This window comes from Paracoccus sp. ME4 (assembly GCF_046736325.1).
Taxonomy (GTDB): Bacteria; Pseudomonadota; Alphaproteobacteria; order Rhodobacterales; family Rhodobacteraceae; genus Paracoccus.
The window spans coordinates 2509985-2531410 of the sequence record NZ_CP151276.1 but is presented as its reverse complement, the minus strand read 5'-3'; the positions used below and the strand labels follow the sequence as shown (position 1 = coordinate 2531410).

The window sequence follows — 21426 nt, the reverse complement described above, 5'->3', positions numbered from 1 at the left end:
TGCCCCATGTATTATGTGCGCGTCGTGATCGGCGTCCTGTTCGGCATCCTGGTCTTTGGCCTGCTGGACTATACCCTGCCGTCGCAGAACACGGTCCGGGTCAGCAACACCTACAACCGCCTGACCGAGATCCCGCCCTCCGCACAGGTCTTCTGGGCCGCCGACAGCAGCCGCGTGGTCGAGAACGCCCAAGGTCAGCGCGACGTGCGCTTCATCGACGCGGTGCGGCCGAACGGCAATGTCTTCGTCTATCGCAACGAGGATACGGGCTGGGTCTGGCCGCCCTACTTCAAGTATGACAGCGCCAACCTTCAGGCCGAGGCCACGAACCTGCGTTCCGACGCGCGCGACCCGATCTGGGTCAGCGTGACGGCCTATGGCTGGCGGCTGGCCTGGCTGTCCACCTATCCGAACGCCATCGCGATCAACACCGTGGCGGGGCCCGACGACCGGCCCGCCAACTGGGCGGCGATGATCGTCTGCGGCGTCCTGCTGGCCCTGCTGGCCCTGATCTGGCGCATGTGGGCGCAGTTCCGGGACCGCGGCCTGCGCAACTTCAGAAAGGGCAAGGCATGAGCAATCCCGGAACCGACCTGCACCCCGACTGGTTCGAGGGCATCCGCATCAACACCCCCGCAGTCGAGCGTCGCGCGGCGACGCTGCCCGCGCGACGCAGCCTGAAGAAGGACCATCAGGCGGCGTGGCTTCTGAACGCGGTGCGCTGCATCGACCTGACCACGCTGGCGGGCGACGACACGCCCGACCGCGTCGCGCGGCTCTGCGCCAAGGCGCGCCAGCCGATCGCGGCCGAGTTGCTGGAGGCCGTGGGCGTGACCGGGCTGACCACCGGGGCGGTCTGCGTCTATCCGACGATGGTGGCGCCCGCCAAGCGCGCCCTGGGCAACAGCGGCATTCCCGTGGCCAGCGTGGCGACGGGCTTTCCCGCAGGCCTGATGCCCTTGGACCTGCGCCTGGCCGAGATCCGCTATGCCGTCGATCAGGGCGCCGATGAGATCGACATCGTCGTCACCCGCGCCCATGTGCTGCAGGGGAACTGGACGGCACTGTACGATGAGCTGCGCGCCATGCGCGAGGCCTGCGGGGCGGCGCGGATGAAGGCGATCCTGGCCACAGGTGATCTGAAGTCGCTGGAGAATGTCGCCAAGGCCAGCCATGTGGCGATGCAGGCCGGGTCGGACTGGATCAAGACCTCGACCGGCAAGGAGGGCGTGAACGCGACCCTGCCGGTCAGCCTGGTCATGGTCCGCACCATCCGCGATTTCCATGCGCGCACCGGCATCAAGGTCGGGTTCAAGCCCGCGGGGGGGCTGCGCACCGCCAAGGACGCGATCAGCTGGCAGGTGCTGATGGCCGAGGAGCTGGGCCGCGACTGGCTGGCCCCCGACCTGTTCCGCATCGGCGCCTCCAGCCTGCTGGGCGATATCGAGCGCCAGATCAGCCACCATGTGACGGGCCGCTATGCCGCCGCCCACCGCCAAGCGATTGCCTGAGGATCCGATGACCAAAGTGAGCGAGATCATGCAGACGATGGAATACGGCCCCTCGGTCGAGGACAGCGCCGCCGCGCGCGACTGGCTGGCCCGGCGCGGGACGTTCGGGCATTTCATCAACGGCAGCTTCACCAAGCCGGGCGAGACCTTCGAGACCCGCGACCCCGCCACCGGCGAGGTTCTGGCCCGCGTGACGCAGGGAACGGCGGACGACGTCGCGGCGGCGGTCAAGGCCGCACGCCGCGCGCAGAAGGGCTGGGCCGCGCTGCCCGGCACCGAACGGGCGCGGCATCTTTACGCGCTGGCCCGCCATGTACAGAAGCGCGAGCGCTTCCTGTCGGTCCTTGAGACGCTGGACAACGGCAAGCCGATCCGCGAGGCGCGCGACATCGACGTGCCGCTGGTCGCGCGGCACCTCTATCACCATGCGGGTTGGGCGGAACTGCGCGACACGCGGTTCCCGGGCCATGCGCGGCTTGGCGTCTGCGGCCAGATCATCCCGTGGAACTTTCCGCTGCTGATGCTGGCCTGGAAGGTTGCGCCGGCGCTGGCCGCGGGCAACACGGTCGTCCTGAAGCCCGCCGAATACACCCCCCTGACCGCGCTGGCCTTTGCCGAGATCTGTCACGAGGTCGGCCTGCCCGCGGGCGTCGTGAACATCGTGACCGGCGACGGCGCGACGGGCGCGGCCCTGGTCGCGGCCGAGGTCGACAAGATCGCCTTCACCGGCTCGACCGAGGTCGGGCGCGGCATCGCGACCGCCCTGGCCGGGACGGGGCGCAAGCTGACGCTTGAGCTGGGCGGCAAGTCGCCCTTCGTGGTGATGGAGGACGCCGATCTGGACGCCGCCGTCGAGGGCGTGGTGGACAGCATCTGGTTCAACCAGGGCCAGGTCTGCTGCGCGGGCTCGCGCATTCTGGTGGCCGAATCCGTGGCGGAGCGGTTCGAAACGCTGCTCTCGGCCCGCATGGCGCGGCTGCGCGTCGGCGCGCCCATGGACAAGTCCACCGATATCGGCGCCATCGTCGATCCGGTGCAGAAGGACCGCATCCTGTCGATCTGCCGCGCCGCGACCGATGCCGGGGCGGAGCTGATCGGCGGGCAGGCGCAGGAGGGCTGCTTCATCGCGCCCGGCTATCTGAAGAACATCGCCCCCGCCAATCCCGGCATGGAGCAGGAGATCTTCGGCCCCATCGCCACGCTGTCCACCTTCCGCACCGCGGATGAGGCGGTCGAGTTGGCGAACAACACTCGTTACGGCCTGGCCGGGTCGGTGTGGTCGGAAAGCGCGACGGTCGCCACCGACATCGCCGCGCGCATCAAGGCCGGGGTGATCTGGATCAACGGCGCCAACATGTTCGACGCCGCAGCCCCCTTCGGCGGCTATCGCGAAAGCGGTTATGGGCGCGAGGGCGGGGCCGCGGGGATGCGCGACTATCTGGCCGAGCCTGCGGTGAAACCGGCGCGTGAGGTCGCCCCCAAGGCCGCCGTCGCGGTGACGGACGGGGCCGCGCCGCAGCAGGGCATCGACCGCACGGCCAAGCTCTATTACGGCGGCGCGCAGAAGCGGCCCGATGGTGGCGCGATGTATGCGGTGCCCGGCGGGCTGGCCCCCCTGGGCAGCCGCAAGGACATCCGGAACGCGGTCGAGGCCGCGACCAAGGCCGGGAAATGGGCCGCGGCGGGCGGGCATGCCCGTGCGCAGGTCCTCTATTACATCGCCGAGAACCTGGCGGCGCGTGCCGCGGAATTCGCCGCCCGCACCAGCCGGGCCGAGGTCGATGCCGCCATCGCACGCGCGTTCCACTATGCGGCCTGGGCCGACAAGTTCGACGGCGCGACCGTGCAGGCCAAGCCGGGCCATCTGGTCAATGTGATCCCCGAACCGATGGGCGTCATCGGCATTGCCTGCCCGAATGCGCAGCCGCTGGCGGGGTTCCTGTCGCTGGTGCTGCCCGCCATCGCCATGGGCAACGCGGTCGTGGCGATCCCCGCGCAGGACGATCCGCTGGCGGTGACGGACCTCTATCAGGTGTTCGACACGTCGGACCTTCCCGCGGGCGTGGTCAATATCGTGACCGGGGTCACCGCCGATCTGGCCGTGCCGCTGGCCGCCCATGAGGAGGTCGCGGGCTTCTGGCACGCAGGCCCTGCGGCAGGGCTGGCGGCGGTGGACCGGGCGGCGGCCGGGAACCTGAAGCCGGTCTGGGCCGTGCCCGCCCGCGACTGGACCGGTGTCCACGCGCAGGGCGAGGCGTTCCTGCACCATGCGACGCGGTCCAAGACGATCTGGCTGCCCTATGGCGCCCTGCCTGCGGGCAGCGGCAGCGCGGCCTATTGAAATGAAGAAGGGGGGCCGCTTGGCCCCCCTTTTCCGTCAGCGCCCCCGGATGCGGGGGTCCATGGCATCGCGCAGCCCGTCGCCGATATAGTTCACGCAGAGCACCGTCAGCGAGATCAGCAAGCCGGGGAAGATCACCCGCCACGGATACAGCACCATCTGGTCCACGGCGTCGAACAGCAGCCGTCCCCAGGTCGGGAAGTCGGGCGGAAAGCCCAGGCCCAGGAAGGACAGCGCGCTTTCGGTGATGATCGCAGTCGCGATGCCCAGGGTCGCGGCGACCATGATCGGCGACATCACGTTGGGCAGGATGTGGCGCGTGATCATGCGGTGCGACGGCGTGCCGATGGAGCGGGCGGCCAGGATGAACTCGCGCTCCTTGAGGCCCAGGACCTCGCCGCGCACGATGCGCGCGGCCTGCATCCAGCTGGTCGCGCCGATGGCGGTCACGATCAGGAAGAAGATGCCGAGCGCGGGGCCGAAGGTCTGCGACAGCGGCTCGCGGAACAGCGTCACCATCAGCAGCAGCAGCGGCAGCAGCGGCAGGGCCAGGAACAGCTCGGTCATGCGCATCAGCGGCGCGTCGAGGCGCCGGAAGAAGCCCGACATCACACCAATCAGGCTGCCCAGGAAGATCGCGATGGTCATGGCCGTCAGGCCCACCGCGATCGAGACCTGCCCGCCCGCCATCAGCCGCGCCAGCAGGTCGCGGCCCAGCTGGTCGGTGCCCAGGGGATGGGCCGCCGAGAAGCCCGAATTGCGGGCGCGGATGTCCACATAGGTCGGATCGACCGTCCAGATCAGCGGCCCGACCGACACGAAGAGGATGATCGAGACGAACAGCACCAGCGCGACCATGGCGCCGCGATGGCTGCGGAACTGACGCCAGACGTCGGCCCATTGGCTGCGGTTCTCGACCGGGGCCGCCACGGCGGTCGCGGGCGGGCTGACCGCGCCGGGCGCCGCAGCATGCAGCGCCTCCAGGCGGGCTTCGGGGGTGGGCTTGGGCGTGTCAGTCATAGCGGATCCTCGGGTCCAGCACCCCGTAGAGGATGTCTGCGATCAGGGTGAAGGTCACGATCAGGATGGCGAAGATGAAGGTCAGCGTCAGGACCATCGGGATGTCGTTGCCGTGGATCGAGGTGATCAGCAGCTGGCCCAGCCCGTTCACCTTGAACACCTGTTCGGTGATGATGGCGCCGCCGAACACCGCCGGCAGGCCGAGCGCGATGACCGTCACCACCGGGATCAGGCTGTTCCTGAGGACGTGCTTCAGCACCACGACGCGTTCGGACAGGCCCTTGGCGCGGGCGGTGCGGACATAGTCCTGGCCCAGGTTGTCCAGCATCGAAGAGCGCATGAAGCGGCTGATCTGCGCGGCGTTGTAGAGCGCCAGCACCGTGACCGGCATGACCATCTGGCGGGCCTGCTGCTTGAAGCTGGCCCAGTCATCGACCACCAGCGTGGTGTCGTAGACCGAGGGGAACCACTGCAGGTTCACCGCGAAGATAATGATCAGCACGACGCCGGTGAAGAAGGTGGGCATCGAGAAGCCGATCATCGACACGAAGGTGCCGATCTGGTCGAACCAGCTGTACTGCCGATAGGCCGAGATGATCCCGATGGGAATCGCGATCAGGATGCCCACCACATAGGACATGCCCACCACCGTCAGCGTCTGCGGCACGCGCTGCGCGATCACGTCGAAGACGGGGCTGCGCGACTGGAAGCTGATGATGCGCTGCATGCCCTCGCTGAAGCTGGTGCCGAACATCTGGTCGGTCCAGTAGAGCGGCTCGACCCAGAAGAACTGCTTCAGCCACAGCAGGTAGCGGATGGGCCAGGGCTCACCCAGGCCCAGGGCCGCGCGCATGCGCTCGCGCACCTCCGGCGGCACGGTCAGGGGCACGTCGCCCAAGGGGTCGCCGGGCGAGGCTTCCAGAAGCAGGAAGATCACCAGCGAGATGAACAGCAATGTCGGAATGGCCAGCAGAAGCCGGCGTAAGGTGAAACTCAGCATGGCGCCTTCTTGGATGGATGTCTGGGCATCGGAATTCCCCCGTCACGGGCCCGCGGCAGGGGCGGGACCCTGAAAGAGGGATGCCGCCCCGATCCGAGGATCGAGGCGGCAGGATGCCTTACTGTTCGACGCGGGTCCAGTCCGCGACGTTCCAGATCTCGCTGTCCCAGGCATTCAGCTGCACGCCGCCAAGCGTGTTCGAATGCGCCGAGGCGGTGCCGCGATAGACCAGCGGGATGATCGCGTTGCTGTTCTTGGTCAGCATCTCGTTCATGGTGCGGCCCATGGCGGCGCGCTCGCCGGCGTCCACGATGCCCTCGATCTCGTCGACCATGCGGTCGTATTCGGGATCGCAGAAGCGGCTGATGTTCTCGCCCTGCCACTGGTTGCCGGGCGAGGGCGCCTTGTCGCAGGTCCATTTGGACAGGTAGGGCGCCGGGTTGTTGCCGTCGAAGTTGTCGGCATACATCTGCACGTCGGCATAGAACTTCTGCAGCGTGTCGGGCGAGCCGGCATCCGAGCCGAAGAACACCGAGGCGTCGACGGTCTTCAGTTCGGTGTTCACGCCGATCTCGGACCACCACTGCTTGATCAGCGCCTGGAAGTCCTGACGGACCGCGTTGACCGAGGTCTGGAAGACCATGTTCAGCTGCACGCCGTCCTTCTCACGCACGCCGTTGCCGCCCATCGTCCAGCCGGCCTCGTCCAGAAGCGCGTTCGCACCGGCGATGTCCTGGGTCAGGCATTCGGTGTTGTCGGACGCCCAGGCCTCGGGGGCGGGGACATAGTTGCAGGTCGGCTGGCCCGAGGTGCCGTAGCCGATCTCGACCAGCAGCGAGCGGTCGATGGCCATGGACAGCGCCTGGCGCACGGCCGGGTCCGACAGGAACGGATGCGGATGGGCGCTGGTCGAGCGCTCGCCCTCGGGCAGCGAGGACGACGGGTCGGTCAGGTTGACGTGGATGCGCTCGACCAGGGTGCCGAAGGCGGCCGAAACCTTGCCGCGGCCCGCGGCCTCCATGCCGGCGATGACGTCGGGGGCCAGCTGGGTGTTCCAGGCATAGTCGAACTCGCCCGTCTCCATCACGGCGCGCGCCGCACCGGCCGCGTCGCCGCCGCCCTTGACCAGCACGGTCGCGAAGGCGGGCTTGGCCGCGTCGCGGTATTCCGGGTTCGCCTCGAGGCTGATCGTGTCGTTGGTCAGGAACTGGGTCACGCGGAACGGGCCGGTGCCGATCGGGCCGAAGTTCTGGTCGGTGCAGGTCGGCGCGTTGACGCCCTTGCAGGCCTCGAACTGGGCCTTCTGCAGGATCGGCGACTGCGATCCGACGAAGGCCGAGAACGGGTCGGCGCGCGGCGCGTCGAAGGTGACCTTGACGGTCTGCGGATCGACCGCCTCGACCGAGGTGATGCCCTCGAACTTGGCCAGCTGCGCGCAGCCGCCCTCGGGGTCCATGCAGTATTCGGCGGTGAAGACCACGTCATCGGCGGTCAGCGGCGTGCCGTCCGACCATTTCACGTCGTCGCGCAGCTTCCACGTGACCGAGGTCAGGTCCTCGGCGATGCCGCCGTTCTCCAGCGACGGGATCTCGGTCACCAGGCGCGGATAGATCTGGCCCTCGGTGTCGTATCCGGCCAGCGGCTCCAGCACCAGGCTGCCGGCGATCACCTCCTTGGTGCCGCCCGACAGATAGGGGTGCATCAGGGTCGGGGCCTGCCACATGATGATGTTCAGCTGGCCGTCGCTGCCGCGCTCGGCGAAAGCGGCAGGGGCCATCGCCAGCGTCGCGGCGGCGCCCATCAGACCGGTTCTCAGTTTCATTACGCTCTCCTGTTGGGTGTTGCGGCCCGCGGGGGGTTCCACGCCACCTTCAGCCATTCGGGGGCTGATCGATCTTGTCTGTCCCGATTGTCCGGGTGGTTGTTCGTGTTGTCATCGTCCCTGCGGAATGCGCGCATCATCGAACGAAGGCCGCGCCGAAAGCAAGACCCATCGAACATGCGTTTCGGCTTTGACTTTCGGCGGGCAATGGCTAGCCTGCTGGCTTGATCTTTTCCGGAGACCCCTGATGCTTGATGACAAACCTCTTGTTTCCATTGAGAAGCTGCGGGTCGAATTCGAAACCAACGACGGCGTCGTCGTGGGCGTCAAGGACGTCAGCTTCGACATCAAGCCGGGGGAATGCGTCTGCGTCGTGGGCGAATCCGGGTCGGGCAAATCGGTCAGCTCGCTGTCGCTGATGCGCCTGGTCGAGTTCGGCGGCGGCACCATCGCGGGCGGCCGGCTGATGTTCGAGAAGGACGACGGAAAGGTCGTCGATCTGGCCGGCCAGGGCAGTGCCGCGATGCGCGACATCCGCGGCAACCAGATCGGCATGATCTTCCAGGAGCCGATGACCGCGCTGAACCCGGTCTTCACCGTGGGCGACCAGCTGATCGAGGGGCTGATCACCCATCGCGGCCTGAAGAAGGCCGAGGCCCGCGCCCGCGCGCTGGAGATCCTGCGCCAGGTCCGCATCCCGGAGCCCGAACGCCGGCTGGACCAGTATCCGCACGAGCTGTCGGGCGGCATGCGCCAGCGCGTCGTCATCGCCATCGCCATGGCCTGCGAGCCGCGCCTGCTGATCTGCGACGAGCCCACGACCGCGCTGGACGTGACCATCCAGGCCGAGATCCTGGCCCTGATCGACCGGCTGAAGCGGGAAAAGCAGATTGCCGTTCTTTTCATCACCCATGACATGGCGGTGGTCGCGCAGATGGCGGACCGCGTCGTGGTCATGTATCGCGGCGACAAGGTCGAGGAGGGGCCGGTCGAGCAGATCTTCGAGAATCCCCGCGAGGATTACACCAAGATGCTGCTGGCCGCCGTGCCGCGCCTGGGCGAGATGACCGGCAAGGAGGCCCCCGAGCGCCTGCGCCTGATGCATGACGGCAGCCACGGCGCCCCCGAGCCGATCATCGTGACCGACCCCAGGCCGCTGCTGACCGTCCGCAACCTGACCACGCGCTTCAAGGTCAAGGGCGGCGTCCTGCGCCGCACCGTCGCGCGGGTGCACGCGGTCGAGGATGTCAGCTTCACCATCAATGCCGGAGAGACCCTGTCGCTGGTGGGCGAATCGGGCTGCGGAAAGTCGACCTGCGGCCGGTCGATCCTGCGCCTGGTCGAGCCCGAATCGGGGACGGTGGATCTGGGCGGCACCGACATCATCGGCCTGTCGCAAGGCGCGCTGCGCCGCGCGCGGCGCGACATGCAGATGATCTTCCAGGACCCGTTCGCCAGCCTCGATCCGCACATGAAGCTGTACGACCAGGTGGCCGAGCCGATGGAGAACTATGGCATCGGATCGAAATCCGAACGCCAGGACCGCATCGCCGCCCTGTTCGACCGGGTGGAGCTGCCGCGCAGCTTCATGCGCCGCTATCCGCACGAGATGTCGGGCGGCCAGCGCCAGCGCATCGCCATCGCCCGCGCCTTGGCGCTGAACCCCAAGCTGATCATCGCCGACGAGGCCGTCTCGGCACTGGACGTGTCGGTCCAGGCGCAGGTGCTGAACCTGCTCATGGAGCTGCAGCAGGATCTGGGCATCTCGATGCTGTTCATCAGCCACGACATGGCGGTGGTCGAGCGCGTCAGCCATCATGTGGGCGTGATGTATCTGGGCCGCATCGTCGAGCTGGGCACCCGCCGCCAGGTCTTCGAGAACCCGCAGCACAGCTATACCCGCCAGCTGATGTCGGCCGTGCCGGTGGCCGATCCGCGCCAGAAGAAGATCACCGAGGACCTGCGCTTCAAGCCGATCCCCTCGCCGATGCATCCTGTCGACTATGTCGCCAAGCCCTCGGTCTATCGCGAGGTGGCGCCGGGGCATCGGGTGCTGGTCGATCCGGTGACGCACGGCTGACCGTTTTTCAGGCAGTGTCGCGGGAGGGGTCGCGGCCCCTCTTGCAGATCGTGCAGGAAATCGCCACGCTGCCGCCCGAAGGAGTGACCCAACCATGCCCGTCAAGAACCGCTTTGCCGAACTGCTGTCCGAGATCACCGCCTGGCGCCGCGATTTCCACGAACATCCCGAACTGCTCTACGACGTCCACCGCACCGCCGGCCGCGTGGCCGAACTGCTGCGCGAATTCGGCTGCGACGAGGTGACCGAGGGCGTGGGCCGCACCGGCGTTGTGGGCGTCATCAAGGGCCGCACCGACAGCAAGGGCCGCGTCGTGGGCCTGCGCGCCGACATGGACGCGCTGCCCATCATCGAGCAGACGGGCGTGGAATACGCCTCCAAGACGCCGGGCAAGATGCATGCCTGCGGCCATGACGGCCACACCGCCATGCTGCTGGGCGCGGCGAAATACCTGGCCGAGACGCGCAATTTCGACGGCACCGCCGTGGTCATCTTCCAGCCCGCCGAGGAGGGTGGCGCCGGGGGCGAGGCGATGGTGCTGGACGGTCTGGTCGACCGCTGGAAGATCGACGAATTCTACGGCATGCACAACATGCCCGGCATGGCGGTGGGCCAGTTCTCGATCCGGCCCGGCGCGATGATGGCCGCGGCCGACCAGTTCGAGATCACCGTGACCGGCAAGGGCGGCCATGCGGCCAAGCCCCACGAATGCGTCGACACCACCCTGACCGCGGCCCAGATCATCGTGGCCGTGCAGTCGGTCGTGGCGCGCAACATCGACCCGCTGAAGAACGCGGTCATCTCGGTCTGCGTGGTCTCGACGGATTCGACGGCGCATAACGTGATCCCGCAGGTGGTCAAGCTGAAGGGCACCGCCCGCAGCCTGGCCCCCGAGGTCCGCGACCAGCTGGAGGAGGGGATCACCCGCGTCGCCACCAACATCGCCGCCGCCATGGGCGCGCGTGCGGACGTGGACTATCAGCGCGGCTATCCGGTCACGATGAACGACCCGCAGGCCACCGAATGGGCCGCCGACGTGGCGCGCGCCATCTCGGGCGGGGTGAACATGGACATGCAGCCGATGATGGGCGGCGAGGATTTCAGCTACATGCTGAACGAACGCCCTGGCGCCTATATCTGGGTCGGCAACGGCGACACGGCGATGGTCCATCACCCGGCCTACAACTTCAACGACGACGCGATCCCGGCCGGCTCCAGCTGGTATGCGGGCATGGTCGAGGCGCGGCTGCCGGCCGCGTGATGTCGCGGGCGGCCCCGCGCCGTCGCAAACGTGATTGCCCTTTGCGGGCAAAGCGTTGAAATGCCGGTGGCGTTCGCGCCATCGGCAATACGGGGACCCCACGACATGAAGACCTTCACCCTGCGCGTGACCTGCGCCTCGACCCGCGGCATCGTCGCGGCGATCTCGGGCGCGCTGGCGGATGCGGATTGCAACATCACCGACAGCGCCCAGTTCGACGATGTCGAGACGGGCCGGTTCTTCATGCGGGTCAGCTTCCGGTCCGAAGGGGCGGCGACGCTGGAGAGCCTGCGCGCGGCCTTCGCGCCTATCGCCACCCGCTTCGGAATGGAGGTCGAGATCACCGACGATTCGGTGAAGAAGAAGGTGCTGATCATGGTCAGCCGCTTCGGGCACTGCCTGAACGACCTGCTGTATCGCTGGCGCATCGGGGCGCTGCCCATCGACATCGTGGGCGTCGTGTCGAACCACCACGAATACCAGAAGGTCGTCGTGAACCACGACATCCCATTCCACATGATCCGCGTGACGCCCGAGAACAAGGCCGAGGCCGAGGCGCGCCAGATGGAGATCATCGACCAGACCGGGGCCGAGCTGGTCGTGCTGGCGCGCTACATGCAGGTGCTGTCGGACCGGATGTGCCAGCAGATGTCGGGGCGGATCATCAACATCCACCACTCTTTCCTGCCCAGCTTCAAGGGTGCGAACCCCTACAAGCAGGCCTATGAGCGGGGCGTCAAGCTGATCGGCGCGACCAGCCATTACGTCACCGCCGATCTGGACGAGGGCCCGATCATCGAACAGGACACCGCCCGCGTGACCCACGCGCAATCCCCCGGCGACTACGTCTCTCTGGGGCGCGATGTCGAGGCGCAGGTGCTGGCCCGCGCGGTCCATGCGCATATCCACGGTCGGGTGTTCCTGAACGGCGCCAAGACCGTGGTCTTTCCGCCCTCTCCCGGCAGCTATGCCAGCGAGCGAATGGGCTGAGGGCTCATTCCTGCGCCAAGGCGGTCATCTCGGCCAACAGGCGTTCGGTCATCGCGTCGGCCAAGGGTGCGATGCGGTCATGGACCGGGGTGCGGGCGCAGACATCCCACCAGGCGCGATAGTAGGGGAAATAGGCCGGGCTGATGATCTGGCTGCGCGTGATCGGCATGACCGACAGGTTCCGCTGCCGCATCATCGCGGCGATCTCCTCCTCCTGTGCCGCGGTCAGGCGCAGGTGGAAGGGCTTGGGGATGTTGCCCGCGAAATGGATGATCGCGGCCGTTTCGTGCCCCGAGCCGCGGGGCAGGGTGAAGAAGCGGAAGTTCCAGCGGTCATGGGCCTGGACGTAGTGGCTGCCATGCGTCAGCGAGAACAGGCCCTGATCGCCGAAGTTCAGGCCCTGCGCCTGCGCCCATTCGCCGACCGCGACGTAATCCTGCATGCCGATGCCGTCACGGCGCAGCTTGTCCAGGTTCAGCACGATCGCGCCGCTGTTCATCACCCCGCGGGAGATGCGCCAGATCGTCCTCGGGCTTGCCCCGCGTGCCTGGGCGCGCGAGGCGGGTCCCACGATCAGGGGCGGCGCCGACGGCACCTCCCGGCAGGCCACGATGTAGCGGCCGAGGAACGGGTGCCGCAGGAACGGCACCAGATCGCCCTGCACGATGATGTCCAGCGGATCGAGGAAGATCACCCGCGACAGCGATGCGGGCAGATGATGGTGGGCTGCCAGCCACAGGAAGCGCGCGCCATAGGGGCGCCCGCCGATGCGGCTCAGATGCACGAAGGGGTCCTTGTCCGCGACCGGCAGCAGGTGCAGCGTCAGGTTGCCCAAGCCCTCGCAATAGGCGGCCAGCGCGTCCAGGACGGGCTGCGCGGTCGGCAGATGCGGAAACCACAGGTGGATGTCGTCGCGCGGATGGCTGTCGCAGAGCGAGCGCAGCATCACCTGCACCACGTCGAGGTTCGGCCCGGAGACGGCCGTCATCACGTCCAGCCGGGCCGGCGGCCGGTTCGGGCCGTGCCTGAGGCGCAGGGCCGCGTCCATTCCGGCCGTCCAGCCGCGGGGAAGGCGGGAATAGGCCCGCTTGGCAAGAACGTCGATCAGGGCAAGGGGCATGGTGATCCGGGAATTGGCGCGCGGCGGCAGGACCACCATGGGGAACGCCTGGAGCGCTGGCAAGCGCGCCCCGGACGCAGGTTGGGTCCGCAGGCGCCTATTGCGGGATCTGCGCGGTGATGCCTTCGACGTAGAAGTTCATCGACTGCAGGTCGGCATCGCTGGCGACCTCTCCCTCGGCCAGCCAGGGCGTGCCGTCGGCCTTGTTCAGCGGGCCGGTGAAGGGGTGGTACTCGCCCGCGCCGATCGCGTCGCGCAGCGCCTCGGCCTCGGCCTTGACCTCGGCGGGGACGGCCTCGGTGATCTCGCCGATCACGACCTCTCCGTCACCGATCCCGGCCCAGCTGGAGCCGCTTTCCCAGGTGCCGTCCAGCATCTGTCCGACGCGCTTGATGTAGTAGGGCGACCATTCGTCGATGATCGACGCCACGCGGGGGCTGGGCGCGAAGGCCGCCATGTCGCTGGCCTGGCCGAAGCCGATCGCGCCGGCCTCCTGCGCCTTGGCCAGAGGCGCCGTCGAATCGGTGTGCTGCAGGATCACGTCGACGCCCTCGGCCAGCAGCGCGGATGCGGCCTCGGCCTCCTTCGCGGGGTCGAACCAGCTGTAGGCCCAGACCACGCGCATCTCCACGTCCGGGTTCACCTTGCGGGCATGGATGAAGCTGGAGTTGATGCCCTGGATCACCTCGGGGATCGGGAAGGACCCGATATAGCCGATCTTGTTCGACTCCGTCATGCGGCCCGCGATGGTGCCGATGACTGCGCGGCCTTCGTAGAAGCGCGCATCATAGGTCGCGACGTTCTCGGCGGTCTTGTAGCCGGTCGCATGTTCGAACTTCACGTCGGGGAACTTGGCCGCGACGTTCATCACCGGGTCCATGAATCCGAAGCTGGTGGCGAAGATCAGCTCGTTGCCCGCCAGCGCCAGCTGGGTCAGGGCGCGCTCGGCGTCGGCGCCCTCGGGGACGCTCTCGATGAAGGTCGTCTCGACCCGGTCGCCGTATTCGGCCTCGATCGCCTGGCGGGCCAGGTCGTGCTGATAGGTCCAGCCGCCGTCGCCCACCGGGCCCACATAGATGAAGCCGACCTTCAGCGGCTCGTCCTGGGCCATGGCCGGGGCGGCCATCGCGGTCATCAGGGCGGCGGCCGTGGCCAGGAGATGTCTGCGGTTCATGGTATCCCTCTTGGTTGGAATGGCCGCGGTTCTACCGCAGCGCGTGGAAATTGGTCCCGAGCGAGCCGGGCGCACCCGTGCCCGCGCGGCGCGAGAACTTCTGCCGGGCCGAGATGGCGACCAGCACGACGATGGTCGCCAGATAGGGCGCCATCGACAAAAGCTGCACCGGCACCGCGACGCCCGCCGCCTGCAGGCGCAGCTGCAGGACGGTGACGCCCCCGAACAGCCACGCCCCCGCCAGCACCCCCGGCGCGGTCCAGTTGGAGAAGACGACGATGGCCAGCGCGATCCAGCCTGCGCCCGCGGTCATCCCTTCGGTCCATTGCAGAACCGTCGCGATGGAGATGAAGGCCCCGCCGATCCCCGCCATGGCGCCGCCGAAGGCGATGGCCGCCAGCCGCGTCAGGCGCACGTTGTAGCCCAGGGCATGGGCCGCGTCGTGGTTCTCGCCCACGGCGCGCAGGATCAGGCCGGGGCGGGCGCGGTTCAGGAACAGCCAGATGGCGGGCACCATCAGGATGCCCAGCCAGACGATCCAGTTGACGCCCAGGGGTCCGCCCGGCATGGGCGGCGCCTTCACGCCTTCGAAGGGCTTGCCGAACATCGCGGCCAGGCCCAGCCCGAACAGCGTCAGCGCCAGCCCGGATGCGACCTGATTGGCCAGAAACACCTGCGTCAGCGCAACAAACAGCAGCGATATGGCGGCCCCCGCCAAGGCCGCGACCACGAAGCCCAGGAACGGGTTGCCGCTGGCATAGGCGGCGGCGAAACCGGCCAGCGCGCCGGTGATCATCATCCCTTCCACGCCCAGGTTCAGCACGCCCGCGCGTTCCACGACCAGCTCGCCCAGGGCGGCGAACAGGATCGGCGTCGCGGCCGACAGCAGCAGAAGGAAGACGGACAGCGGGTCGATCATCATGCGCGCACCCTCCGGCGGATCTGGAACCGGGTCAGCAGATCGAAGCCCAGCAGGAAGAACAGCAGCATCCCCTGGAACACCTGCACGGTGGCGGCGGGCAGCGACATGGTCAGCTGCGCCAGCTCTCCGCCGATATAGGTCAGCGCCATCAGCAGCCCCGCCAGCAGGATGCCCACCGGATGCAGCCGCCCCAGGAAGGCCACGATGATCGCGGTGAAGCCGTAGCCCACGCCCACGCGGTCGGTTATCTGGCCCGCGGGGCCCGCGACCTCGAAGAGGCCCGCGGCGCCCGCCAGCGCGCCCGACAGGCCCAGGCAGAAGGCCACCAGCACCTCGGGGCGCACGCCCGCAAAGCGCGCGGCGCGGGGCGCGATCCCGGCGGCGCGGATGTGAAAGCCGCGGATGTGGCGGCTCATCAGGAACCAGGTCGCCAAGACCGCGACGGCGGCGGCGACCACGCCCCAATGCGCGCCGGTCCCCGCGATCAGTTCCGGGTTCGCGGCCGAGGGGTATTGCTGCAGGTTGCGCGATCCGGGAAAGCCCATGCCCTCGGGGTTGCGCATCGGGCCGAAGGCCATCCAGGCCGCGATCCGCTGCGCCACATAGACCAGCATCAGCGACACCAGGATCTCGGAGGCGCCGAACCAGTTCCTGAGGAGCGCGGGGATCATCCCCCAGGCCCAGCCCCCGGCCATGCCGGCCGCGACCATCAGCGGGAACAGCCACCACGCCTGCAGCGGATGGAAGGCCAGCGCGACGGCCGCGCCGGTGATCGCGCCGATGATGTACTGCCCCTCGGCGCCGATGTTCCAGATGCCGGCGCGAAAGCCCACGGCCAGGCCGCTGGCGATCAGGATCAGGGGCGCGGCCTTGACCAGCAGTTGCGGGCGGGAATAGCCCGCCGCCGGACCGAACAGCGGGTCCCAGAAGATCGTGCGGATCGCCGCGACCGGGTCGTGGCCCATCGCGCCGAACAGCAGCCCGCCCACGACCATCGTGGCCAGCACCGCCATCAGCGGGGTCAGCACCTGCCAATGCGGCGCGGGGGCGGTGCGGGGGACCAGCTGGATCATATCCGGGCCTCCTCCATGCCATGCGCGCCGCCCAGCATCAGGCCGATGCGGTCCAGCGTCAGCCCTTCGGTGGGCACGGGGGGCGACAGGCGGCCTTCGTTCAGCGCGCAGAAGCGGTCGGACAGTTCCAAGAGCTCATCCAGATCCTGAGAGATGACGATGACGCCCGCACCTTGGCGGGCCAGATCCAGCAGCGATTGCCGCACGGAGGCCGCGGCGCCTGCATCGACGCCCCAGGTGGGCTGGTTCACGACCAGCACGCGGGGGGCCTGCAGGACCTCGCGGCCAATGACGAACTTCTGCAGGTTGCCGCCCGACAGCGCGCGGGCCGCGACATGGGGGCCGGGGGTGCGTACGTCGAAATCCCTGATGACCGCCAGCGCGAAGTCGCGCGCGGCCCGGTGGTCGATCAGCCCGGAGCGGACCAGCCCCTTGCGGCTGCCCGCGGTCAGCAGCGTGTTGTCAGTCAGACTGAAGTCCGGCACGGCGGCATGGCCCAACCGATCCTCGGGCGCGGCCAGCAGACCCGCGCGGCGGCGGGGTTCCGGGCCGATGGCCGACAGGTCCGCACCCTCCAGCGTGACGGTGCCAGGCGCGCTGCGATGCTCGCCCGAGAGCGCCGCCAGCAGCTCCTCCTGGCCATTGCCCGCGACGCCGCCGATGCCCAGGATCTCTCCGGCGCGCAGCGTCAGCGCGATGTCCTTCAGCGCGGTCCCCTCGGCACTGGGCGCGGGCTGGGACAGGGCGCGGACCTCCAGCAGGACCGCGCCCGCCTGCCGGCCCGACCGGTCGATGACGCGCATCTGCCCACCGACCATCATCGCCGCCAGATCGCGCGCGGAATGGGCGCGCGGATCGCAGCTGTCGACCACCTTGCCGTGGCGCAGGATCGTGGCGCGGTCGCAATGGCTGCGGATCTCGTCCAGCTTGTGGCTGATGTAGAGGATCGCCGTGCCCTGCGCGGCCAGCTTGCGCAGGGTGGCGAACAGCAGCTCGGCCTCCTGCGGGGTCAGCACGCTGGTCGGCTCGTCCATGATCAGCAGGCGCGGGTCCTGCAGCAGGCAGCGGATGATCTCGACCCGCTGGCGCTCGCCCGCCGACAGGGTGACGATGCGCCGCGCCGGGTTCAGCGGCAGGCCGAAATCGCGGCTGACCTGGGTGATGCGCGCCGACAGTTCGCGCCGGGGCGGCGGGCTCTCCATCCCCAAGGCGATGTTCTCGGCCACCGTCAGCGCGTCGAACAGGCTGAAATGCTGGAACACCATCGCCACGCCCGCCGCCCGCGCCGCGCGCGGGTCGTGGGGCGTGTGCGGCGCACCCATCAGCGTCATGCGCCCGTCATCGGGGCGCACGAGGCCGTAGATCATCTTGACCAGGGTGGATTTCCCGGCGCCGTTCTCGCCCAGAAGGGCGTGGATCTCTCCGGGCATGACCTGGAACGAGACGTCGTCATTGGCGCGCACGCCGGGATAGGACTTGCCCAGACCCTCGGCACGGAACACGGGCATGTCGGTCAATTCTGTCCCCTTGGTCAAATCCTTGACCTGCTTAGCGCGCAAAACCGGGCGCGCGCAATTGCGCTGTTCGGTCAGGCTGCGATACTGTCCCGATCATGGCCGCAAAATCCCCCCGATTCATCCATCTTCGCACACATTCCGAGCATTCCCTGCTGGAAGGTGCCATTCCTGTCGGCAAATTGCCAAGCCTTGCCTTGGATGCAGGCATGCCCGCCGTGGCGCTGACCGACACGAACAACATGTTCGCCGCGCTGGAATTCAGCGTGAAGGCAAGAGACAAGGGCATCCAGCCCATCGTCGGCTGTCAGGTCACGCTGGCGGCCGAGGCCACCGGGCCGGTCGTCCTTCTGGCACAGAACCGCGACGGCTGGCTGAACCTGATGGCGCTGTCGTCGTGCCTCTATCTGCGCGAGGGGGGCGCGCTGCCGCATGTCACGCCGGAGGAGCTGTGCGCCCATGCGGACGGCCTGATCTGCCTGACGGGCGGGGCGACGGGTCCCTTGGGCCTGCTGATCGCGCAGGGGCAGGGGGCCAAGGCCGATGCGCTGGCCCTGCGGCTGGCCGAGGCCTTTCCCGGCAGGCTCTATGTCGAGCTGCAGCGCCATCCCGGCGAGAACGGCCAGTTGATGGCCGCCGAGGCCGCCTCCGAAGGCGGGCTGATCGATCTCGCTTATGCGCGCGATCTGCCGCTGGTGGCGACGAACGACGTCTATTTCCCTAAACCCGCGATGTACGAGGCGCATGACGCGCTGATCTGCATCGCCGAGAAGGCCTATGTCGACCAGTCCCAGCCCCGCCGCCGCCTGACGCCCGCGCACAGCTTCAAGTCGGCCGAGGAGATGGCCGTCCTGTTCGCCGACCTGCCCGAGGCGATCGAGAACACCGTCGAGATCGCCCGCCGCTGCGCCTTCGCGGTGGCCAAGCACGCGCCGATCCTGCCGCGCTTCGCCGATGACGAGGTGGCCGAGCTGCGCCGTCAGGCCCGCGAGGGGCTGGAGGCGCGGCTGAAGGTCATCCCCCATGCCGTCAGCGTCGAGGAATATCACGCGCGCCTGGACTTCGAGCTGGGCATCATCGAGCAGATGGGCTTTCCCGGCTATTTCCTGATCGTGGCCGACTTCATCGGCTGGGCCAAGGCGCAAGGCATCCCGGTCGGTCCGGGCCGCGGGTCGGGGGCAGGCTCGCTGGTCGCCTATGCGCTGACCATCACCGACCTGGACCCGCTGCGCTACAGCCTGCTGTTCGAGCGGTTCCTGAACCCCGAACGCGTCAGCATGCCCGATTTCGACATCGACTTCTGCATGGACCGCCGCGAGGAGGTCATCCGTTACGTCCAGGAGAAATACGGCAAGGACAAGGTCGGCCAGATCATCACCTTCGGCGCGCTGCTGTCCAAGGCCGCCGTGCGCGACGTGGGCCGGGTACTGCAGCTGCCCTTCGGCCAGGTGGACCGCCTGTCCAAGATGATCCCGGTCGAGGGGGTGAAGCCCGTCAGCATCGCCCGCGCCCGCGCCGAGGAGCCGCGCCTGCGCGAGGCCGCGCGCGAGGAGGTGGTGGGCCGCCTGCTGGACTATGCCGAGCAGCTGGAGGGGCTCTATCGCAACGCCTCGACCCATGCGGCGGGGGTGGTGATCGGGGACCGGCCGCTGGACCGGCTGGTGCCGCTCTACCGCGATCCGGCCTCCGACATGCCCGCGACGCAGTTCAACATGAAATGGGTGGAGCAGGCAGGACTGGTCAAGTTCGACTTCCTTGGCCTGAAGACGCTGACGGTGATCCAGAACGCGGTGGACCTGATCAACGGGCAGGGCCGGCCGCTGCATGTCGCGGCGGACGGGCGCAGGCTCTATGAGCCCACGCCGGGGACCGAGAACGACATCGCCCACATCCCGCTGGACGACAAGGCCAGCTACGACCTGTTCGCCAGCGCTCGCACGGTGGCGGTGTTCCAGGTGGAATCGTCGGGCATGATGGACGCGCTGCGCCGCATGAAGCCCACCTGCATCGAGGACATCGTGGCTCTGGTGGCCCTCTATCGTCCCGGCCCGATGGAGAACATCCCGACCTATTGCGAGGTCAAGAACGGCCTGCGCGACCTGGAATCGATCCACCCGACCATCGACGACATCCTGGCCGAGACGCAGGGCATCATCGTCTATCAGGAACAGGTGATGCAGATCGCGCAGGTCATGGCGGGATATTCGCTTGGCGGCGCCGACCTTCTGCGCCGGGCGATGGGCAAGAAGATCGCGGCCGAGATGGCCAAGGAACGCCCCAAGTTCGTGCAGGGCGCGGTCGCCAACGGCGTGCCCGAGAAGAAGGCCGGAGAGGTCTTCGACCTGCTGGAGAAGTTCGCCAATTACGGCTTCAACAAGTCGCACGCGGCCGCCTATGCCGTGGTCAGCTATCAGACCGCCTGGCTGAAGGCGAACCACCCGGTCGAGTTCATGGCCGCGGTGATGAACTGCGACATCCACCTGACCGACAAGCTGGCCGTCTACAAACGCGAATGCGACCGCATGGGGATCGAGGTGGTCGCGCCTTGTGTCAACCGCTCGGCGCCGACCTTCACGGTGGGGCCGGGGCGCATCTTCTATGCCCTGGGCGCGCTGAAGGGGGTGGGCCTGGACGCGATGCGGCTGATCCATGAGGCGCGGGGCGACACGCCCTTCCGCGACATCCACGACATGGCGCGGCGCACCGACATGAAGCGGGTGGGCAAGCGCCCGCTGGAGATGCTGGCCCGCGCCGGCGCCTTCGACGGGCTGGACGACAACCGCGCGCGCGTCATGAAATCGCTGGACGGGCTGGTCGCGTGGTCGGCGGCGGTGCAGGACCAAGCGGCCTCCAGCCAGACCTCGCTGTTCGGGGGCGGAGAGGACCTGCCGCCGCCGCGCGCGCCCCTGTCGGGCATCTGGCTGCCCACCGAGAAGCTGGGCGAGGAGCACAAGGCGGTGGGCTTCTACCTGTCCGGCCATCCGCTGGACGACTACCAGGCCGCGCTGAAGCGCAAGAAGGTGATGACCCTGGCCGAGATCGGCCAGGACGCGCTGAACGGTCCGATGGTCGCGCAGATCGCCGGCACCGTCGCCGCCCGGATGGAGCGCAAGTCGGCCAAGGGCACGCAATACGCCTTCGTCAGCCTGTCGGACCCCACCGGGCTTTACGAGGTCACGGTGTTCTCGGACCTGCTGAACGCCAGCCGCGACCGGCTGGAGCCGGGGCAGAACGTGGTGCTGCAGGTCAAGGTCGAGCCGTCGGGCGATCAGGTCAAGATGCTGGCCAATTCCGTGGCCGCGCTGGAGGAGTTCGTGGCCGATGCCGGGGCGGGCTGTCTGGCGGTGCAGATCCAGGGCGCCGACACCATCCCGCGCCTGGCCGAGGTGCTGACCCGCATCACGACCGAGATCGTGGCCCCCGCCCGCGCCCGCGGCCCGATCCGCCTGCGCATCACCGAGGGCGACGAGGTGATCGAGATCGAGATCGCCAATGACGCGCCCCTGACCACGCCCGCCCGGCAGGCGCTGCGGGCGGTGCCGGGGGTTCTGGACGTGCTGGAGGAGTGACGCCGGCACTGGCCGATGTTCGCGCTTCG

General features: G+C 68.4%; 15 protein-coding genes. 7 read left to right on the top strand and 8 right to left on the bottom strand.

Translation table 11 applies throughout. The features are described 5' to 3' along the window. Positions 1-6 precede the first annotated feature (6 nt). The 3 genes from AACG61_RS12835 to AACG61_RS12825 are packed head-to-tail and all read left to right on the top strand — an operon-like array spanning position 7 to position 3852. A complete protein-coding gene (locus tag AACG61_RS12835; RefSeq protein WP_411837505.1) occupies positions 7-576 on the top strand; it encodes a DUF1523 family protein in 570 nt (189 codons plus the stop codon). Continuing rightward, complete coding sequence (gene deoC, locus AACG61_RS12830; RefSeq protein WP_411837504.1) at positions 573-1511, top strand: deoxyribose-phosphate aldolase; 939 nt, start codon at positions 573-575, stop codon at positions 1509-1511. The genes AACG61_RS12835 and deoC overlap by 4 nt, the downstream gene beginning before the upstream one ends. 7 nt (positions 1512-1518) lie before the next feature. Continuing rightward, positions 1519-3852 (top strand): aldehyde dehydrogenase family protein, encoded by a 2334-nt coding sequence (locus AACG61_RS12825; protein WP_411837503.1) that lies wholly within the window; start codon positions 1519-1521, stop codon positions 3850-3852. A gap of 36 nt (positions 3853-3888) precedes the next feature. On the opposite strand, the gene AACG61_RS12820 is transcribed toward AACG61_RS12825, so the two are convergent. From AACG61_RS12820 to AACG61_RS12810, 3 genes are all read right to left on the bottom strand, one after another. Continuing rightward, entirely contained in the window at positions 3889-4872 is a 984-nt protein-coding gene (locus AACG61_RS12820; protein ID WP_411837502.1) for an ABC transporter permease, read from the bottom strand. Continuing rightward, positions 4865-5872, bottom strand: coding sequence for an ABC transporter permease (locus AACG61_RS12815; protein WP_411837501.1), 1008 nt, complete (start codon positions 5870-5872; stop codon positions 4865-4867). The genes AACG61_RS12820 and AACG61_RS12815 overlap by 8 nt, the downstream gene beginning before the upstream one ends. Positions 5873-5990: 118 nt before the next feature. Then, positions 5991-7694, bottom strand: coding sequence for a peptide ABC transporter substrate-binding protein (locus AACG61_RS12810; protein WP_411837500.1), 1704 nt, complete (start codon positions 7692-7694; stop codon positions 5991-5993). 247 nt (positions 7695-7941) lie between these two features. On the opposite strand from AACG61_RS12810, the gene AACG61_RS12805 reads away from it, so the two are divergent. From AACG61_RS12805 to purU, 3 genes are all read left to right on the top strand, one after another. After that, a complete protein-coding gene (locus AACG61_RS12805) occupies positions 7942-9774 on the top strand; it encodes a dipeptide ABC transporter ATP-binding protein (RefSeq protein ID WP_411837499.1) in 1833 nt (610 codons plus the stop codon). 94 nt (positions 9775-9868) lie between these two features. Continuing rightward, complete coding sequence (locus tag AACG61_RS12800) at positions 9869-11035, top strand: M20 aminoacylase family protein (RefSeq protein WP_411837498.1); 1167 nt, start codon at positions 9869-9871, stop codon at positions 11033-11035. A 105-nt stretch (positions 11036-11140) separates the two neighbouring features. Continuing rightward, positions 11141-12025, top strand: coding sequence for a formyltetrahydrofolate deformylase (gene purU / locus AACG61_RS12795; protein WP_411837497.1), 885 nt, complete (start codon positions 11141-11143; stop codon positions 12023-12025). Between the two features lie 4 nt (positions 12026-12029). Here purU and AACG61_RS12790 read toward each other — a convergent pair whose 3' ends face one another. The 5 genes from AACG61_RS12790 to AACG61_RS12770 are packed head-to-tail and all read right to left on the bottom strand — an operon-like array spanning position 12030 to position 17822. Further along, on the bottom strand, positions 12030-13184 hold the full coding sequence (locus tag AACG61_RS12790; protein ID WP_411837496.1) for a glycosyltransferase: 1155 nt from the start codon (positions 13182-13184) through the stop codon (positions 12030-12032). A 58-nt stretch (positions 13185-13242) separates the two neighbouring features. Then, positions 13243-14319 (bottom strand): BMP family ABC transporter substrate-binding protein, encoded by a 1077-nt coding sequence (locus AACG61_RS12785; protein WP_411837495.1) that lies wholly within the window; start codon positions 14317-14319, stop codon positions 13243-13245. 31 nt (positions 14320-14350) lie between these two features. Next, on the bottom strand, positions 14351-15241 hold the full coding sequence (locus AACG61_RS12780) for an ABC transporter permease (RefSeq protein WP_411837494.1): 891 nt from the start codon (positions 15239-15241) through the stop codon (positions 14351-14353). Then, positions 15238-16314, bottom strand: coding sequence for an ABC transporter permease (locus AACG61_RS12775; RefSeq protein ID WP_411837493.1), 1077 nt, complete (start codon positions 16312-16314; stop codon positions 15238-15240). The genes AACG61_RS12780 and AACG61_RS12775 overlap by 4 nt, the downstream gene beginning before the upstream one ends. Beyond that, positions 16311-17822, bottom strand: coding sequence for an ABC transporter ATP-binding protein (locus tag AACG61_RS12770; protein WP_411839517.1), 1512 nt, complete (start codon positions 17820-17822; stop codon positions 16311-16313). Before AACG61_RS12770 ends, AACG61_RS12775 begins: the two co-directional genes overlap by 4 nt. 104 nt (positions 17823-17926) lie before the next feature. Between AACG61_RS12770 and dnaE the strand changes: the two genes are divergently transcribed. Continuing rightward, positions 17927-21397, top strand: coding sequence for a DNA polymerase III subunit alpha (gene dnaE, locus AACG61_RS12765; protein WP_411837492.1), 3471 nt, complete (start codon positions 17927-17929; stop codon positions 21395-21397). The last annotated feature ends 29 nt before the right edge of the window (positions 21398-21426 follow it).

Coding starts and splice junctions, on each gene's coding strand:
- AACG61_RS12835 (WP_411837505.1), top strand. CDS start 7: ATGTATTATGTGCGCGTCGTGATCGGCGTCCTGTTCGGCATCCTGGTC.
- deoC (WP_411837504.1), top strand. CDS start 573: ATGAGCAATCCCGGAACCGACCTGCACCCCGACTGGTTCGAGGGCATC.
- AACG61_RS12825 (WP_411837503.1), top strand. CDS start 1,519: ATGACCAAAGTGAGCGAGATCATGCAGACGATGGAATACGGCCCCTCG.
- AACG61_RS12820 (WP_411837502.1), bottom strand. CDS start 4,872: ATGACTGACACGCCCAAGCCCACCCCCGAAGCCCGCCTGGAGGCGCTG.
- AACG61_RS12815 (WP_411837501.1), bottom strand. CDS start 5,872: ATGCTGAGTTTCACCTTACGCCGGCTTCTGCTGGCCATTCCGACATTG.
- AACG61_RS12810 (WP_411837500.1), bottom strand. CDS start 7,694: ATGAAACTGAGAACCGGTCTGATGGGCGCCGCCGCGACGCTGGCGATG.
- AACG61_RS12805 (WP_411837499.1), top strand. CDS start 7,942: ATGCTTGATGACAAACCTCTTGTTTCCATTGAGAAGCTGCGGGTCGAA.
- AACG61_RS12800 (WP_411837498.1), top strand. CDS start 9,869: ATGCCCGTCAAGAACCGCTTTGCCGAACTGCTGTCCGAGATCACCGCC.
- purU (WP_411837497.1), top strand. CDS start 11,141: ATGAAGACCTTCACCCTGCGCGTGACCTGCGCCTCGACCCGCGGCATC.
- AACG61_RS12790 (WP_411837496.1), bottom strand. CDS start 13,184: ATGGTGGTCCTGCCGCCGCGCGCCAATTCCCGGATCACCATGCCCCTT.
- AACG61_RS12785 (WP_411837495.1), bottom strand. CDS start 14,319: ATGAACCGCAGACATCTCCTGGCCACGGCCGCCGCCCTGATGACCGCG.
- AACG61_RS12780 (WP_411837494.1), bottom strand. CDS start 15,241: ATGATGATCGACCCGCTGTCCGTCTTCCTTCTGCTGCTGTCGGCCGCG.
- AACG61_RS12775 (WP_411837493.1), bottom strand. CDS start 16,314: ATGATCCAGCTGGTCCCCCGCACCGCCCCCGCGCCGCATTGGCAGGTG.
- AACG61_RS12770 (WP_411839517.1), bottom strand. CDS start 17,822: ATGCCCGTGTTCCGTGCCGAGGGTCTGGGCAAGTCCTATCCCGGCGTG.
- dnaE (WP_411837492.1), top strand. CDS start 17,927: ATGGCCGCAAAATCCCCCCGATTCATCCATCTTCGCACACATTCCGAG.